Origin of the sequence: Nocardioides plantarum, from assembly GCF_006346395.1 — a bacterium.
In the GTDB taxonomy this organism is placed as follows: Bacteria; Actinomycetota; Actinomycetes; order Propionibacteriales; family Nocardioidaceae; genus Nocardioides; species Nocardioides plantarum.
The window spans coordinates 2,187,325-2,202,035 of the sequence record NZ_VDMS01000001.1; the positions used below are offsets into that span (position 1 = coordinate 2,187,325).

17 protein-coding genes and 1 pseudogene are annotated in these 14,711 nt (G+C 72.6%); 15 read left to right on the forward strand and 3 right to left on the reverse strand.

Annotation, left to right across the window (positions count from 1 at the left end; translation table 11 throughout):
- The first annotated feature begins 113 nt into the window (after positions 1–113).
- The 3 genes from FJQ56_RS10265 to FJQ56_RS10275 all read left to right on the forward strand — a co-directional run bounded on the left by FJQ56_RS10265 (position 114) and on the right by FJQ56_RS10275 (position 3,749).
- Complete coding sequence (locus FJQ56_RS10265; RefSeq protein WP_140009300.1) at positions 114–806, forward strand: response regulator transcription factor; 693 nt, start codon at positions 114–116, stop codon at positions 804–806.
- 1 nt (position 807) lies between these two features.
- The gene (locus FJQ56_RS10270; protein ID WP_211350829.1) at positions 808–2,610 is read left to right on the forward strand and encodes a sensor histidine kinase; all 1,803 of its coding nucleotides are present in this window, start codon (positions 808–810) and stop codon (positions 2,608–2,610) included.
- 140 nt (positions 2,611–2,750) lie between these two features.
- Entirely contained in the window at positions 2,751–3,749 is a 999-nt protein-coding gene (locus FJQ56_RS10275; protein ID WP_140009301.1) for an SDR family NAD(P)-dependent oxidoreductase, read from the forward strand.
- An 18-nt stretch (positions 3,750–3,767) separates the two neighbouring features.
- Here FJQ56_RS10275 and FJQ56_RS10280 read toward each other — a convergent pair whose 3' ends face one another.
- Both FJQ56_RS10280 and FJQ56_RS10285 read right to left on the reverse strand, forming a co-directional pair.
- The gene (locus tag FJQ56_RS10280) at positions 3,768–4,187 is read right to left on the reverse strand and encodes a hypothetical protein (protein WP_140009302.1); all 420 of its coding nucleotides are present in this window, start codon (positions 4,185–4,187) and stop codon (positions 3,768–3,770) included.
- 34 nt (positions 4,188–4,221) lie between these two features.
- Complete coding sequence (locus tag FJQ56_RS10285; RefSeq protein ID WP_140009303.1) at positions 4,222–4,683, reverse strand: helix-turn-helix domain-containing protein; 462 nt, start codon at positions 4,681–4,683, stop codon at positions 4,222–4,224.
- A gap of 140 nt (positions 4,684–4,823) precedes the next feature.
- Here FJQ56_RS10285 and FJQ56_RS10290 point away from each other — a divergent pair, with 140 nt between their 5' ends.
- The 8 genes and pseudogenes from FJQ56_RS10290 to FJQ56_RS10325 all read left to right on the forward strand — a co-directional run bounded on the left by FJQ56_RS10290 (position 4,824) and on the right by FJQ56_RS10325 (position 10,253).
- Positions 4,824–5,075: a helix-turn-helix domain-containing protein gene (locus tag FJQ56_RS10290; RefSeq protein WP_140009304.1), complete on the forward strand. Its 252-nt coding sequence runs from the start codon at positions 4,824–4,826 to the stop codon at positions 5,073–5,075.
- 75 nt (positions 5,076–5,150) lie between these two features.
- Positions 5,151–6,185 (forward strand): hypothetical protein, encoded by a 1,035-nt coding sequence (locus FJQ56_RS10295; RefSeq protein ID WP_140009305.1) that lies wholly within the window; start codon positions 5,151–5,153, stop codon positions 6,183–6,185.
- Positions 6,176–6,511: a hypothetical protein gene (locus tag FJQ56_RS10300; protein ID WP_140009306.1), complete on the forward strand. Its 336-nt coding sequence runs from the start codon at positions 6,176–6,178 to the stop codon at positions 6,509–6,511. Before FJQ56_RS10295 ends, FJQ56_RS10300 begins: the two co-directional genes overlap by 10 nt.
- Positions 6,512–6,561: 50 nt before the next feature.
- Complete coding sequence (locus tag FJQ56_RS10305) at positions 6,562–7,173, forward strand: nitroreductase family protein (protein ID WP_246084070.1); 612 nt, start codon at positions 6,562–6,564, stop codon at positions 7,171–7,173.
- Positions 7,161–7,826 (forward strand): hypothetical protein, encoded by a 666-nt coding sequence (locus FJQ56_RS10310; RefSeq protein ID WP_140009308.1) that lies wholly within the window; start codon positions 7,161–7,163, stop codon positions 7,824–7,826. The genes FJQ56_RS10305 and FJQ56_RS10310 overlap by 13 nt, the downstream gene beginning before the upstream one ends.
- Positions 7,823–8,305: a glutathione peroxidase gene (locus FJQ56_RS10315; protein WP_140009309.1), complete on the forward strand. Its 483-nt coding sequence runs from the start codon at positions 7,823–7,825 to the stop codon at positions 8,303–8,305. Before FJQ56_RS10310 ends, FJQ56_RS10315 begins: the two co-directional genes overlap by 4 nt.
- A gap of 3 nt (positions 8,306–8,308) precedes the next feature.
- Positions 8,309–8,776, forward strand: a complete 468-nt coding sequence (locus tag FJQ56_RS10320) for an SRPBCC family protein (RefSeq protein ID WP_140009310.1) — start codon at positions 8,309–8,311, stop codon at positions 8,774–8,776.
- 126 nt (positions 8,777–8,902) lie between these two features.
- Positions 8,903–10,253, forward strand: a pseudogene (locus tag FJQ56_RS10325) (NAD-dependent malic enzyme).
- 2 nt (positions 10,254–10,255) lie between these two features.
- Here FJQ56_RS10325 and FJQ56_RS10330 read toward each other — a convergent pair.
- Positions 10,256–10,924, reverse strand: coding sequence for a hypothetical protein (locus FJQ56_RS10330; RefSeq protein ID WP_140009311.1), 669 nt, complete (start codon positions 10,922–10,924; stop codon positions 10,256–10,258).
- 132 nt (positions 10,925–11,056) lie between these two features.
- Here FJQ56_RS10330 and FJQ56_RS10335 point away from each other — a divergent pair, with 132 nt between their 5' ends.
- From FJQ56_RS10335 to FJQ56_RS10350, 4 genes are all read left to right on the forward strand, one after another.
- The gene (locus FJQ56_RS10335; protein ID WP_140009312.1) at positions 11,057–12,523 is read left to right on the forward strand and encodes a fatty acid desaturase; all 1,467 of its coding nucleotides are present in this window, start codon (positions 11,057–11,059) and stop codon (positions 12,521–12,523) included.
- A gap of 1 nt (position 12,524) precedes the next feature.
- Positions 12,525–12,734, forward strand: a complete 210-nt coding sequence (locus FJQ56_RS10340) for a ferredoxin (protein WP_246084071.1) — start codon at positions 12,525–12,527, stop codon at positions 12,732–12,734.
- A 23-nt stretch (positions 12,735–12,757) separates the two neighbouring features.
- Positions 12,758–13,354, forward strand: a complete 597-nt coding sequence (locus tag FJQ56_RS10345) for a TetR/AcrR family transcriptional regulator (protein ID WP_140009313.1) — start codon at positions 12,758–12,760, stop codon at positions 13,352–13,354.
- A 61-nt stretch (positions 13,355–13,415) separates the two neighbouring features.
- On the forward strand, positions 13,416–14,684 hold the full coding sequence (locus FJQ56_RS10350; RefSeq protein ID WP_140009314.1) for a M15 family metallopeptidase: 1,269 nt from the start codon (positions 13,416–13,418) through the stop codon (positions 14,682–14,684).
- Positions 14,685–14,711 lie beyond the last annotated feature (27 nt).

A 14,711-nucleotide genomic window follows, 5' to 3' on the forward strand; every position in this document is an offset into this window, starting at 1 on the left:
TCACACGCTGATGTCAGGAACTTGTCCGGGTCCTGTGGGCCTGGTGTCCGTGCCCGCGACGGGCGGCACGTCGGGCCAGAGCGGCTGCGGTGCGACTCCTTATAGTCGCCGCCATGTGCGCCATGATCCTGCTCGCCGAGGACGACCGGAAGCAGGTCGAGCTGGTGCGCCGCTACCTCGAGCGCGAGTCGCACCAGGTGGTCGCGGCCCACGACGGGCAGCAGGCCCTCGACGTCCTGCGGCGGGCCCGCCCGGACCTCCTGGTCCTCGACGTGATGCTGCCGGTGGTGGACGGCCTCGAGGTCTGCCGGATCGTCCGGGCCGAGTCCGACCTGCCGATCCTGATGCTGACCGCTCGCAGCGAGGAGGACGACATGCTGGTCGGCCTCGACCTGGGCGCCGACGACTACATGACCAAGCCCTTCAGCCCGCGCGAGCTGGTCGTCCGGGTCCGAGCCCTGCTGCGCCGGGTCCGGGTCGCCGACGGCCAGCCGCCGGACCGGGCCCGGGTCGGCGCCGTCGTGGTCGACGCCCGCGCCCACGAGCTCTACTGCGACGACGTGCGCGTCGACGTCACGGCAGGCGAGTTCCGGCTGATCGCGGCCCTGGCCGCCCGTCCGCACGGTGTGCTGACGCGCAGCCAGCTGCTCGAGGAGCTGCACGGCATCGACCGCTACGTCAGTGTCCGCACCATCGACACGCACGTGCTCAACCTGCGTAAGAAGATCGAGCGCGACCCTCGCCGGCCGACGCGGCTGGTGACGGTCTACGGGGTGGGCTACAAGCTCACCGACGAGCAGCGCTGAGGTGCGGGTCCGGGCGCGGCACAGCCTGCTGGTCCGGCTGGGCGCAGGAGCGGTGCTGGTCGCGGTCGCCTCGACCGCGGCGACCGCCTGGCTCGTGGCGCGCAGCACGACGGTGGCGATCGAGCAGCAGCAGGGGGAGGCCCTGAGCGACGACACCCGGATCTACTCGGTCCTGCTCGACTACGCGGCGACCCACCCGGACTGGACCGCGGTCGGGCCGGTCGTCGCCGCACTGGCCGAGTCGACCGGGCGCGACATCACCCTCACCACCGAACGACGCGAGCCGATCACCGGGGGTCCCGGGCCGCTGGCCCGCAACGCCTCGTCGGTGGTGGACCCGCTGGCCGTGGACCCTGCCCTCGTCGCCGACAGCCCCGCCAACCGGATCGACCGCGCGGTGGTCGGTCCGTACCGGCTCACGCCGGGTGAGTCCACGCGCCTGGCCGCCCTCGCCCGGCGCGACCTGGCGTGCGTGCGCGCGCAGACCGGCGCGGGGAGCATCGCCACCAGCCCGGGCGGCCGACCCCGCATCGTCGGGGTCGACCTCGACGTGGTCGCCACCTGCCCCGCGGCCGCCGACGCGACGAGGGAGCAGGGCCCTGTCCGGGGTCGGCTGGACCGGCCCACGGCGACCGAACGGGCCGCGCTCGGTGAGCTCACCCGGCTGACCAACACGTGCCTGGCGACGCGAGGCGCGGGCCGCGTCGAGGTGAGCCTCGGCTTCACCTGGAGGGCCCGGTCGAGTCATACACCCCCCGCCCGGCGAGCCGTCGAGACGTGTCTGGCGACCAGCCGGCGGAGCCAGCTCGAGCCGTACGTCGCGCCACCGGCCCTGCTCTTCCTCGGCTCGCCCAGCAGTGCGACCGCGACCGTCGACCCGCTGACCGACGTACGGCGGGTGGCCGGGGTCGCCGGCATCGTCCTGCTGGCGACGCTGGCGATCGCCCTGGTCGGGGCCCACCAGCTGGTCCGACCCGTGCGCGCGCTCACCGGCGCGGCCCGCCGGCTGGCTGCGGGCGACGAGACCGCCCGGGTGCCGGAGCGCCGACGTGCCGACGAGGTCGGTGAGCTCACCGCGGCGTTCAACGACATGGCCGACAGCCGAGCCCGGGCCGAGTCCCTGCGTCGCGCGATGGTCAGCGACATCGCCCACGAGCTACGGACACCGCTGAGCAACATCCGTGGCTGGCTGGAGGCGGTCGAGGACGGTCTCGCCGAGCCCGACGCCGAGCTCCTCGCGTCCCTGGGCGAGGAGGCGGCGCTGCTCCAGAGCATCATCGACGACCTGCGCGACCTCGCCACCGCCGACGCCGGGCGCCTGGTGATCCACCCCGAGCAGCTCCACCTCGCGACGCTGTTCGAGCAGTCCCTCGACGCGTTCGGCTACCAGGCCACGGCGACCGGGGTCCGCCTGGAGGCCTTGGTGGACGACGAGCTGGAGCTCGAGGCCGACCCGGTACGCCTACGCCAGGTCCTCGCCAACCTGCTCGGCAACGCATTGCGCCATACCGATCGCGGCGGTTCGATCACGCTCACCGGCCGCGCCGAGGGCGACTGGGTGGTCCTGGAGGTCACCGACACCGGGACCGGCATCCAGGTCGCGGACCTGCCGCACGTCTTCGACCGGTTCTGGCGGGCCGACCCGTCGCGCAGCCGCCACCACGGCGGCAGCGGCCTGGGACTGGCGATCGTGCGCAGCCTCGTCGAGGCGCACGGCGGCACGGTCGGCGTGGCCAGCACCGTGGGCGCGGGAACCACCTTCACGCTGCGCCTGCCCCGACGAGGGCCGGGACCTGCTTCTTGAGCAAACGTTTGGTTGCGGATCCGGCATGCCCGGCTGTGCGCTCGGTTAGCCTGGGGCGCCGTCCCCCGCTCGACCGTGGGGGGAGAGCGGGGGGCGGCTTCGTCCCCCTCCTCGTGGGACGGCACCACTAGGTTCAGGTCATGCGCATCCCGCCGCCGCGGCTGACCGCGTTCGCCGACGCGGCACTCGATCGGTCCCTGGTCCTCGGCTACACCCGGATCGGGCCGGCCCTGCGGCGCCGGTGGTGGCCGGCCGACCCCGAGCCCGGGTGCCTCGACGGCCAGCGGGTCGTCGTCACCGGGGCGACGTCCGGCATCGGCGAGGCGATGGTGACGCTGTTCGTGTCGCTCGGCGCGACCGTGCACGTGCTGGGCCGCAACGCCGCCAAGGTCGAGACCGTCCTGGCCGACGTACGCCGCGCGCTGCCGTCGGCCGACCTGGTCGCCGAGGTCTGCGACGTGAGCGACCTCGACGCGGTCCGGGCCTGGTGCGACGACCTGTCGTCGCGGGTCGACAGCCTGCAGGGCCTGGTGCACAACGCGGGGGTGCTGACCCGGGCGCGCGAGGAGTCGGCCCAGGGCCACGAGCTGGGGCTCGCGGTGCACGTGCTCGGCCCCCACCTGATGACCGAGCGGTTGCTGCCGCTGCTGGGCGCCGACAGCGCTCGGCCCGGCAGCGTCGTGTGGATGTCGTCGGGTGGGATGTACAGCGCCGGCCTGCGCAGCACACCCGACGAGATCGAGTACCGCGAGCCGGGCAAGGCCTACGACGGTGTGCGCGGCTATGCCCGCACCAAGCGGATGCAGGTCGAGGTCGTCGATGCCTGGAACGATCGGTTGCGCGGCGGTGCGGTGCGCGTCGAGAGCTGCCACCCGGGCTGGGCGGCGACGCCTGGCGTGACCGACAGCCTCCCCGGCTTCGGCCGGCTGATGGGGCCGCTCCTGCGCGACGCGGCGTCGGGTGCCGACACGGCCGTCTGGCTCGTCGCGACCCGACCCACCTCGGCGGGCACCCACCACTTCTGGCACGACCGGGCGCCGCGCCCCACGACGTACCCCGTGCAGCGGCGACGCGACCCGGTGGCCCGGCGGGCCTTCCTCGACCACGTCGCGGCGGCCACGGGGACCGTCTGGCCCTGAGGCCTCGGCGCCCGCAGGTCAGTCGGGGCGGGGGCACCTGGTCAGGCGGCGACGCTCGTCGGCGGTGAGCCCGCACAGCCGGGCCCGGAGGGTGGCGACGTCGACCCCGAGGTCCTCGGCGACCTCGGGCAGGTGGGGTGACCACTGGACGGCGCAGGCCAGGTCGTCGAGAGGGATCAACCGACGCGCCGCCTCGTGGCGCACCGCCCGCTCCTCGCGCGGCACGAGCCAGCGGGGCACCCCGCCGCGCTCGTCGTGGACGAGCTCGTGGGCCACCACGCACCGGCTCTCGTGACGCGGCATGGCACGGCGCATCCGGATCTCGCCGGTGGCGAACTCCAGGCAGCCCCGACGACCCCGATCGGTCCACACCAGCCGCAGGTGGGTGCGCCGGGCCAGCTCGGCCCAGGGGTTCCACGGGGTGACGGACTCCGGCATGCCGGCACCCTAGGGGCGGGCACCGACACGGGCCCTAGGAGAGATCGGCCTCGGGGCCTTCGTCCGGGCCTTCGTCGGCCCCTTCGTCGGCCCCTTCGTCGGCCCCGTCGTACGCCGCTCGCTCGGCGGGGGTGGCGTCGGCCTGCAGGCGTCGTCGCCGCGAGCTGCGGCCCTCGTCGAGGCTGGGCAATCGGGCACCGGGACCGGCCCGCCGCGCTGCCAGCTCGTCGAGGAGCTCATCCAGGGTGGCCTCGTCGAGCCGAGGTGGGAGCCCGTCCGGGGCGCCGGTCGTCTCGGGACGCGGGTGGCCGTGCTCGTCGAGCCCGAGGACCTCGAGCACGGTGGCGCGCTTGGTGTCCTGGACCGACTCGCCGGCCTCGACCTTGCGCCAGGTGTCGCGGGCGATGCCGGCCTCCCGGGCGGCGGCCTGCACGCTCCAGCGAAGCGCGACGCGTCGGGCCGCGACCCGGCGTCCGAGATCCGTGGCCCACGTCATGCCCGCATGCTGCCAGTCACGCCAGGTCACCTCCAGTCACAGGTCGGTGACGAGGGCTCCCGCACCAGATAGTGACGAGAACTGTCATTCTTCCTGGTCAGTACTTGCCACCATGTTCAGAGTTGTCTAACTTGTTAGTCATGCCTGCCACCGACCGCACGATCGAGGTGCACGGGTTCGCGCTCCGGGAGATCCGAGAGCTGCGCGGCCGCACCGTGACCGACCTGGCCGACGCCCTCGGGGTCGACCGGTCCTACATCACCCACCTCGAGATCGGCAGCAAGCGACGCGTCAGTCCCGAGCTCTACCACGCCTTGTGCGCCGAGCTCCTGGTCCGCGACGCCCGGGCGCTGCTCGCGGTCGCGCCGGTGCGCCAGCACGCGTCCGCATAACCGCGCCGACCTCGGTCGGCGCCCCGGATCCGGCGCGGGAGCAGCCCACGCCAGGGCAACAGAAGGAGTTCTCGGGTGAACACACAGCGACGACAGCGATGGCTGGTCCTGGTCGGGGCGGCGGTCCTGGTCGGCACCGGCCTGGGTCCGGTGGCGACGCCGGGCCCGGCCGGGGCCGACGACGGTGAGCAGCGCACCACGCAGCGGACCGCGGACGGCATGGTGGTCGAGACCATCACCCGCGGTGACACCACGGTCACCACCTACGGCGCCAGCGGCGCCCAGGTGCAGTGGGAGGCCGCGGGGCCCGACGAGGCACTGGTCGGCGTCACCATGCCGACGTCCCCCTCGTCGGGGTCGACGCTCGCGTCCGACGCCGTCGCTCCCACCGTCTACGAGATGTCGCTGGCCTCGGGGATGTCGGCGGCCCAGGCGTGCGAGTTCGCGCGTGACCTGGACGCGCAGGGGTGTCGCACCTCCGCCCAGGTCGAGGCGGCCGCGACTCGCACGGCCGCCACCCCGACGGCGGCCACCCCGACGTCGGCCACCCCCACGGCTGCGACCCGCACGGCCGGGGTCTCGGCGGCGGCCAGCTCGATCCACGACTCGTTCTGCTACGACTTCAAGACCACCAAGGGCGACGGCACCAAGTACAACCACGCCTGCGTGGTGCGTTACCTCGACGCATCCAACTCCAAGTACGTCTGGATGGCCAACAAGATGAAGGCCACCGGCTGGGTCAAGAACCCCGGCGCCATGTACGACCGGCTCAAGGGCGTCGGCATCCGGCTGGAGTACGTCAGCGAGCGATCGACGGCGGTCGACTGGGATCCCTACTCCAGCGAGTCGATCGGCTCGTGCCGCAGCACCGACGTGTCGGTCGAGGGCAAGAACGGCGCCAGCTACTCCTCCTCCACCGAGATGTGCCCCGACCGGCTCAACCCGTGGGCCTCCGAGGACTTCCAGTACTTCGGGGCGAAGTGGACCTCCAGCGGCCAGGCCCCCGCCGACGAGACCCGCGGTGTGGTCGCCACCTCGCTGCAGCGGATCTCCAAGGGCAGCGCCGGCGGGTCTCGCGCCAGCATCCACGCCTGGCTCAAGTGGAGCTGAGCACGAAGCGGCTCCGTCGGGCGCTGGTCGGGGCGATCGCCATCGCGGTCGTGCTCGCGATCGTGGTGGTGGTCCTGGCCCTGGCCCTGACCGGGCGCTCCGACGGCCGCGCGCGGGAGGGGAAGACCGTGACCGCCGAGGTGACGGCCGTGAGCTCGAGCGGACGGAGCCTGTGCGTCGATCGCGCCGACAGCGACGACGACTGCGGGTTCCCGGTCGTGCTCCCCGGCAGCAAGGGCCGCCTGGTCGCGGGCAGCACGATCACCGTGACGGAGCTGTGGATCACCCGGGACGGCACCACTCGGCTCGCCTGGCTGGTCGAGTAGCGCGCGGACGTCCCGCGTCACCCGGCCCGTGATCGGGCACCATGGGCCGGGTGACGGAGCAGGGTGAGGGATCAGGCGGCCACGCACCGATGCCCGGGGCCGAGGGCTTGGCCGAGCCGCTGCGGTCCCGCTGGAGCCCCAGCGTCCTCGACCCGACCCACGAGCTGTCGGCCGACGACGTCGCCACCCTGCTCGCCGCGGCCCGCTGGGCCCCCAGCGCCGGCAACAGCCAGCCCTGGCGCTACGTCGTCGCCCCCCGCGGCAGCGCCGCCCACACCGCCTTCGTGCCGCACCTGACCCGCGGCAACGCGGGATGGGTGCCGCGGGCCTCGCTGGTGCTCGTCGCCGGCGTCGAGGTCGTCGACGTCAAGGACCCCGACATCGCGCGCCACGACCTGGGCCAGGCCTCGGCCCACGTGACGCTCCAGGCCCGGGCGATGGGGCTGCACGCCCACCAGTTCGCGGGGTTCGACAAGGAGGCCGCCGCGCGCGCGCTCGGCGTACCCGACAGCGTGCGACTGATGGCCGGCATCGCGATCGGGGTGCTCGGCGACCCCAGCCAGGTGCCCGAGAGTGACGCCGAGCGCGACCGGCGCGAGCGGGTCCGCCGTCCCCTCACCGAGATCGCGTACGACGTCGGCTGGCGGCCGTGGGCCGACTGAGGGCGAGCCGATGGGGCAACAAGGGCGCGCTGGCCGTCCTGCTGCTGATCGTCGTGGTCAACCTGCCCTTCGTGCACGGCGCCTGGGTGGGGCGCGACGTCGAGCGCCACGGCGTCGACGTCACCGCGACGGTGACCGCCTCCCGTGCCTCGGGTGACGACGGTGGCCTGGTCGACTTCCGCTTCGACCAGCAGATCGACCCCGACCAGGACACCTGGACCGCCGCGCTCGAGGCCGACGCCTACGACGACGCCACCGCCACCAAGACGATCCAGGTGCGCGTGGTGCCGGGCTCGCCGAACCGCTCCCGGGTGGCAGGTGAGCAGGGGGCCGGAGTGCTGATGGTGCTCACGGTCGTCGCCGACGTCTTCCTGCTCCTCGCCCTGGTGCTCGTCTGGCGGCGGCGACCCGCCGGGCTGCTGGGCCTGGTGGCACTCGAGGACGTGAGCCGGGCGCGCCCCGGCGGCCGACTCGACCGGCTGTCGCCGACGACGTACCTCGTCACCGGCGAGGTGAGCGCGATCGAGGCCGACGCGGTGGTGCTCGACGTGGGCACCCAGCACGTGCGCATCCAGCTCGGCGGCTTCGACAACCCCGTGGGATACGAACAGCCCGCACAGGTGAGGGCGCGCCTGCCAGAATCACCAGCATGACCTCACTCCAGGACTTCAGCGCTACCACCCTCGACGGGGAGCCCGTCGACCTCGCGGCGTACGCCGGCAAGGTGGTGCTCGTCGTCAACACCGCCTCCCAGTGCGGCTTCACCCCTCAGTTCGAGGGCCTGCAGAAGCTGTGGGAGACCTACGGTGAGCAGGGCTTCGTCATCCTCGGCTTCCCGTGCGACCAGTTCGGTCACCAGGAGCCCGGCGACGAGGCCGAGATCGGCGCCTTCTGCCAGAAGAACTACGGCGTCACCTTCCCCATGATGAGCAAGGTCGAGGTCAACGGCGACGACGCCCACCCGCTCTACCAGTGGCTCCGCAAGGAGAAGAGCGGCCTGCTCGGCGGCAAGATCAAGTGGAACTTCACCAAGTACCTCGTGGGCAAGGACGGTCAGGTCGTCGACCGCTACGCCCCCACCACCAAGCCCGAGAAGATCTCGGGCGACATCGAGAAGGCACTCCAGGCCTGATCCTTGAGCACCTTCTCCTCCTCCACCACCGCCGAGGCGGTCGTGCCCGTGGAGCGCGAGCGGGTCTGGGCGGCGCTGACCGATCCGGCCCTGGTCGCGGCGTTCACGCCCTTCATCTCCCAGATCACCGTCGAGGGTGACGACCACTGGATCTGGCGCCTCTCGGGGCTGCAGGTCCTCGGCAAGGGCTTCTCGGCGACCTTCACCGAGCGGATGACGCTCGAGGAGGGCAAGCGGATCGAGTTCACCCACGACCCGCCCCCGGGTGCCAAGGAGCGGGCCGGCGTCCACGGCTGGTACGCGCTGGCCGACCACCCCCGGGGCGTCCTGCTCGAGACCAGCATGGAGATCTGCGTCGACCTCCCCCTGCCCAAGGTGTCCGGCGGCGCGGTGCGCACGACGATGCGCGGGGTCATCAACCAGATGGGCGACCGGTTCAGCAAGAACCTGCTCCACCACCTCGGCGTGTAGGACGCGCCCTCGGTGCGCTCAGGACCACAACGACCGCAAGGTGCCCCTACTCGCCCGTAACGGGGCCGCGGTGACAAGGTGGCGGGCGTGACCCGGACCGCCACCACCTCGTCGTACTCGATCACCATGCGTCTCCACACCGCGCCCGACCACGGGGTCGTGGGCGCCGTGGCCACCGCGATCGCGGCGGCCGGCGGCATCGTGACCGCCATCGACGTGGTCGAGTCGTCCCACACCCGGCTGGTGCTCGACGTGACCTGCTCGGCGGGCGACGCCGACCACGCCGCCCTCCTCGAGGAGGCCGTCGACGCGGTCGAGGGCGTCGAGGTCCACAAGGTCAGCGACCGCACGTTCCTGCTCCACATCGGCGGCAAGATCGAGGTCTCCTCCAAGGTTCCCCTGCGCAACCGCGACGACCTGTCGATGGCCTACACGCCCGGGGTCGGCCGGGTGAGCATGGCGATCTACGAGAACCCCGAGGACGTCAGCCGGCTGACGATCAAGGGCAACTCGGTCGCCGTGGTGACCGACGGGTCCGCCGTCCTCGGCCTGGGCAACATCGGTCCCGGTGCCGCGCTGCCGGTGATGGAGGGCAAGGCGGCGCTGTTCAAGCGGTTCGCCGACATCGACGCGTGGCCGATCTGCCTGGCCAGCCAGGACACCGACGAGATCGTCCGGGCCGTCGAGATGATCGCGCCGGGCTTCGGCGGCATCAACCTGGAGGACATCGCCGCCCCGCGCTGCTTCGAGATCGAGCGGCGGCTGCGCGCCAGCCTCGACATCCCGGTCTTCCACGACGACCAGCACGGCACCGCGATCGTCGTCCTCGCCGCCCTGACCAACGCGATGCGGGTCGTGGAGAAGGAGCTGGCCTCCGCCCGGGTCGTCGTGGCCGGCGCCGGCGCGGCCGGTACGGCGATCGTGACGCTCCTGCTCGCCGCGGGGGTCACCGACGTGGTCGTCTACGACCGGGTCGGCTGCCTGGTGCCCGGCCTCGAGGGCCTCTCCCCGGCCCAGGAGGAGCTCGCCCAGGCGACCAACCCCCGTCGGGTGACCGGCGGGCTGCACGACGCGCTGAAGTCCGACGGCGGCGCCGACGTCTTCGTCGGGGTCAGCGCCCCGGGCATCCTCGACGCCGAGTGGATCCGCGACATGGCCGACCGGGCCGTGGTCTTCGCCCTGGCCAACCCCGACCCCGAGGTCGACCCCGCCGAGGCCGGCAAGTACGCCGCCGTGGTCGCCTCGGGCCGGTCGGACTACCCCAACCAGATCAACAACGTGCTGGCCTTCCCGGGGGGTGTTCCGCGGGCTGCTCGACGCCCGGGCCAGCGAGATCACCGTCGACATGCTGCTGCGGGCCGCCCACGCCATCGCCCTCGTGGTCCGCGACGACGAGCTCAACTCGAGCTTCATCATCCCGACGGTCTTCCACCCCGACGTGCCCAAGGCCGTGGCCGCGGCGATCCGGGGCAGCTGAGGTCAGGACTGGCGGACGACCACCTGGTCGGCGGGACGGAAGGTGACCAGCTCGTCGAGCGCCGTGTCGCGCACCCGCCGGTCGGGGGCCTCGACGGTGACCGAGAACGGGTGGCCGGCGTAGGCCACCGTCACCCGGTAGAGCCCGTTGCTCCCGGCACTGGACCCTCGGAACACCAGCCGCTCGCCATCGGCCTCGCTGACCGGCTTGGCGCCGTAGGAGGCGCGTAGCGCCTTGAGCAGGTCGTCGGCCGAGGACCGCGCGGTGTAGGTGACCGTGACCGGGCGCTGGTCGAAGCGCAGCGCACACGCGACCTGGTAGGGGCTCGAGCTGCCGCGGCGCTCCAGCGGCACGCAGCGCTCGTCGCGGATCTGGTAGCTGGGGAAGACCCAGTGCAGGCCGCGACGACCCCGCGGCTCGGTGCAGTCGGTGACCGGGGCGCTCTGGCCGTCCCAGCAGGTGACGTCGGGGCCGGTCAGCTGGCGATCCGGGATGTCGGCCCAGAGCATGCCCGCCCCGATGGCGGCCGCGATCAGCAGCCCGGCCAGGAGGGGGACCAGCACCAGGACCGAGCGGAGCCGGAGCAGCGTGCGCAGCACGACGTTGCGCTCGCCCGTCTCGCCGTCGGGGGCGTCGCCGCCGAAGCGGGTGGGGGGAGCCGGGTCGGACATGGGGCCATTGTGACGTGTCCGGCCGGGTTGAGCGCGATCGATTCCAGCAGCCACTTTACAAACGGCTACCTCTTGTCAACGGGGTTTACATGTCCTACGGTCCTGTAAACCCGCGACGACGCAGGAGGCGCGATGACCGACCCGATCCGCAACAGCACGGTGCCCGAGGGCTCGAGCGCGACGTGGCGCGACGGCAAGCGCTACCTGTGGCTGATCGGGCTGGTGGTGCCGTCGCTGGCCTTCGTGGCCGGCGGCCTGTGGGCGCTGACCGGCTGGGGCGTGTGGTTCTGGATCGGCCCGATCGTCGTGCTCGGCGTGGTCCCGGCCATCGACCTGGTCGCCGGCCTCGACCGCAGCAACCCGCCCGACGACGCGATCGAGGCCCTCGAGAAGGACCGCTACTACCGGTGGATCACCTACCTGTTCCTGCCGATCCAGTACGTCGGCTTCGTGGCCGCCTGCTACGTGATCGCCGAGGGGGCGCCGTACGGGCTCGGTGAGCTGACCCTGGTCGACAAGATCGGGCTGGCCATCTCGATCGGCACCATCGGCGGCATCGGCATCAACACCGCCCACGAGCTCGGCCACAAGCGCGAGGCCAACGAGCGGTGGCTGTCGAAGATCGCCCTGGCCCAGAGCTTCTACGGCCACTTCTACATCGAGCACAACCGGGGCCACCACGTGCGCGTGGCCACCCCCGAGGACCCTGCGTCGTCCCGGCTGGGCGAGAGCTTCTACGCCTTCTGGCCCCGCACCGTCCTCGGCTCGCTGCGCAGCGCGTGGAGCCTGGAGAAGAAGCGCTACGCCCGCAAGAAGACGCACCCCTTCCACCTCGGCAACGACGTGCTCAACGCCTGGCTGATGTCGGCGGTGCTGTTCGGCGGGCTCGTCGCCTGGCTGGGCGTCGAGCTGGTCCCGTTCCTGCTCATCCAGGCGGTGGTGGGCTTCAGCCTGCTCGAGGTCGTCAACTTCATGGAGCACTACGGGATGCTGCGCCAGAAGGTCGGCACCGGCGCCCGCCAGCGCTACGAGCGGGTCGACCCGTCGCACTCCTGGAACTCCAACAACATCGCGACCAACGTGCTGCTCTACCACCTGCAGCGTCACAGCGATCACCACGCCAACCCCACCCGCCGCTACCAGACCCTGCGCGACTTCGAGGAGAGCCCGGTGCTGCCGACCGGGTACGCCGGGATGATCGTGCTCGCGCTGGTCCCGCCGCTGTTCCGCGCGGTGATGGACCAGCGGGTCGTGCGCCACTTCGGCGGTGACGTCACGCTGGCCAACGTCCAGCCGCGCCTGCGGTCCCGCTACCTCGAGCGCTACCCCCGGCCCGCGACCGTGCTCGAGGCCGAGCGCGTGGCCCGCGAGGACGTCGCCCTCGCCGCGGCGGCCGCCGCCGCCACGCAGGAGGTGCTGGCGGCGCGCTGCCCCGGCTGTGGCTACACCTACGAGGTCGAGACCGGCAACGAGCTCGAGGGGTTCGCCGCCGGGACCGCCTGGAAGGACATCCCCGACGACTGGTGCTGCCCCGACTGCGGGGTGCGCGACAAGGTCGACTTCGTCGCCCTGTCCGACACCGAGCGACAGGAGGCGTGAGGTGGCCGCGCGCATCGTGGTCGACCGCGAGCGGTGCGAGGGGCTCGGCATGTGCGAGGCGATGGCCTCGGACTACTTCGAGCTGACCGAGACCGCCGACGGCGAGGACGAGCTGACCGTCCTGCACGACGAGGTCCCCGACGCCGATCGTGGACACGTGCACGCCGCGACCCAGGCCTGTCCCGTCCTGGCCCTCACCCTGACGGGATAGGACCGCTGCCTACGCTGGTCGACGTGAGCGACACGGCAGCGGCCCCGGGCACCTCCACGCCGGGCACCACGACGCGCGAGCGCGTCGTCGACGCCGCCGTCCGGCTGACCAGCGAGATCGGCTGGTCGCAGGTGACCATGGCCAAGCTCGCCGACGTGGTGGGCGTGAGCCGTCAGACGGTCTACAACGAGATCGGCACCAAGCCGGGGCTCGCCGAAGCGATGATCGCGCGCGAGCTCGACCGCTTCCTCGCCGTCGTCCAGCTCGCGTTCGACCAGCACCCCGACGACCTCGTCGAGGCGATCCGGCTGGCCTCGCGCACCGTGCTCGAGAACGCCGAGGACAACCCCCTCCTGCACGCGGTCGTGTCGGCCACCCACGGCGCCGACACCGAGCTGCTCCCGCTGCTGACCACCCACGCCCAGTCGCTGCTCGTGGTCGCCAAGGCCGTCATCTCCGAGCGCATCGCGCCCTACGGCGTACCCCTGGACGCCCCGCGGCTCGACGCCGCCACGGACATGGTGGTCCGGGTCGTGCTCAGCCACGTGATGCAGCCCAGCGGTCCGGCCGCGGCCACGGCCGACGACATCGCCTGGATCGCCGCGCGCGTCCTGCGCTGAGGGCCGTTCGGAGCACACACGTTGCCCGGCCCAACTACGCTCGGCTCGGAGGGAGGGGTCGATGACGATCTCGCGTGCACGCAGCACCGCCGCCGTGGCCGCGGTGCTGCTGGTGTCCGCCTGCTCTGGTGACCCCGGCGCTACCGCTCCGGCCACCGACTCGGCCACCGGCCCCGCCACTGCTTCGTCGTCCGGCACGTCCGACCCCACGGGGTCGTCGACCCCGCCGCCGCCGACCGCCACCACCCCCGGCGCCGCCTCGACCGCTGCGGTCCTCGATCCGGCGTACGCCGTGGCCGCGCCGGGCAAGCGCCGGGGCCCGCTCGGGGCCGCCGACATCCTGATCTCGGCCAAGCAGACGCTCAGCCCCGAGCTGGTCGCCCGGCTGCGCGACCTGCAGGGCGTCACCGCCGTCACCACGATCTCGCTGGCCAACGTGCCGCTCGAGAACAAGGTCTACAACCTCGCGGCCGTCGACCCGGCCCAGTACCGCCGGTTCACCTCGCAGGAGAGCGCCGACCTGCAGGCGCAGTGGGACCGCGTCGCCGCCGGGGAGGTCGCCGTCTCCGACGACCTGCGCAAGCGGCTGCCGGTCACCAAGCAGGGCGTGCTCACCCTGGGCCAGGAGGCCGGCGCCGACGTGCACGTCGGTGCGTGGGCGCCCCAGGCCGAGAAGATCGACATGGTGGTCAACCGCAAGCGCGGCGCGGCCCTGGGCATGGTGGCCGACAACGCGATGCTCATCAGCACCGGGCAGACCGCGCCCGAGTCGCTGCGCAAGCCCATCGCCCGCCTCGTCGGCGACACCGCGGTGGTCCAGAACCTCGACGCCGTGGCCCGCTACGGGCTCGACCCCGGCAAGTTCGACAGCGCGGTCCTGGTCGGCGACTTCGCCGACGCCGTCGGCGTCTTCGACTACACCCCGACCGGCGGCGGCCGGATCACCCCCGACCCGTCGTGGGTGCGCAGCCACATCGTCACCGAGACCGTGCCGATCCTCGGCTCGGTCACCTGCAACAAGTACCTCATGCCGCAGCTCAAGGCCGCCCTGGCCGAGGTCGTCCAGCTGGGGCTGGCCTCCACGATCAACCCAGACCAGTACGCCGGGTGCTACTACCCCCGCTTCATCGCCGGCTCCACGACGCTGTCCAACCACTCCTTCGGCCTGGCCCTCGACCTCAACACCCCCGGCAACCAGCGCGGCACGGTCGGCGAGATGGACCGGGGCGTGGTCGCGGTGTTCAAGCGGTGGGGCTTCGCGTGGGGCGGCGACTGGCGCTACACCGACCCCATGCACTTCGAGCTGTCGAAGATCGTGACGCCGGGCTGATCCCCTCGGTCCGGCCCGGCGTACGAC

Excerpts from the sequence above, each read along its gene's own strand:
- FJQ56_RS10265 (WP_140009300.1), top strand. The coding sequence starts at position 114 with ATGTGCGCCATGATCCTGCTCGCCGAGGACGACCGGAAGCAGGTCGAG.
- FJQ56_RS10275 (WP_140009301.1), top strand. The coding sequence starts at position 2,751 with ATGCGCATCCCGCCGCCGCGGCTGACCGCGTTCGCCGACGCGGCACTC.
- FJQ56_RS10285 (WP_140009303.1), bottom strand. The coding sequence starts at position 4,683 with ATGACGTGGGCCACGGATCTCGGACGCCGGGTCGCGGCCCGACGCGTC.
- FJQ56_RS10315 (WP_140009309.1), top strand. The coding sequence starts at position 7,823 with ATGACCTCACTCCAGGACTTCAGCGCTACCACCCTCGACGGGGAGCCC.
- FJQ56_RS10290 (WP_140009304.1), top strand. The coding sequence starts at position 4,824 with ATGCCTGCCACCGACCGCACGATCGAGGTGCACGGGTTCGCGCTCCGG.
- FJQ56_RS10335 (WP_140009312.1), top strand. The coding sequence starts at position 11,057 with ATGACCGACCCGATCCGCAACAGCACGGTGCCCGAGGGCTCGAGCGCG.
- FJQ56_RS10330 (WP_140009311.1), bottom strand. The coding sequence starts at position 10,924 with ATGTCCGACCCGGCTCCCCCCACCCGCTTCGGCGGCGACGCCCCCGAC.
- FJQ56_RS10350 (WP_140009314.1), top strand. The coding sequence starts at position 13,416 with ATGACGATCTCGCGTGCACGCAGCACCGCCGCCGTGGCCGCGGTGCTG.
- FJQ56_RS10280 (WP_140009302.1), bottom strand. The coding sequence starts at position 4,187 with ATGCCGGAGTCCGTCACCCCGTGGAACCCCTGGGCCGAGCTGGCCCGG.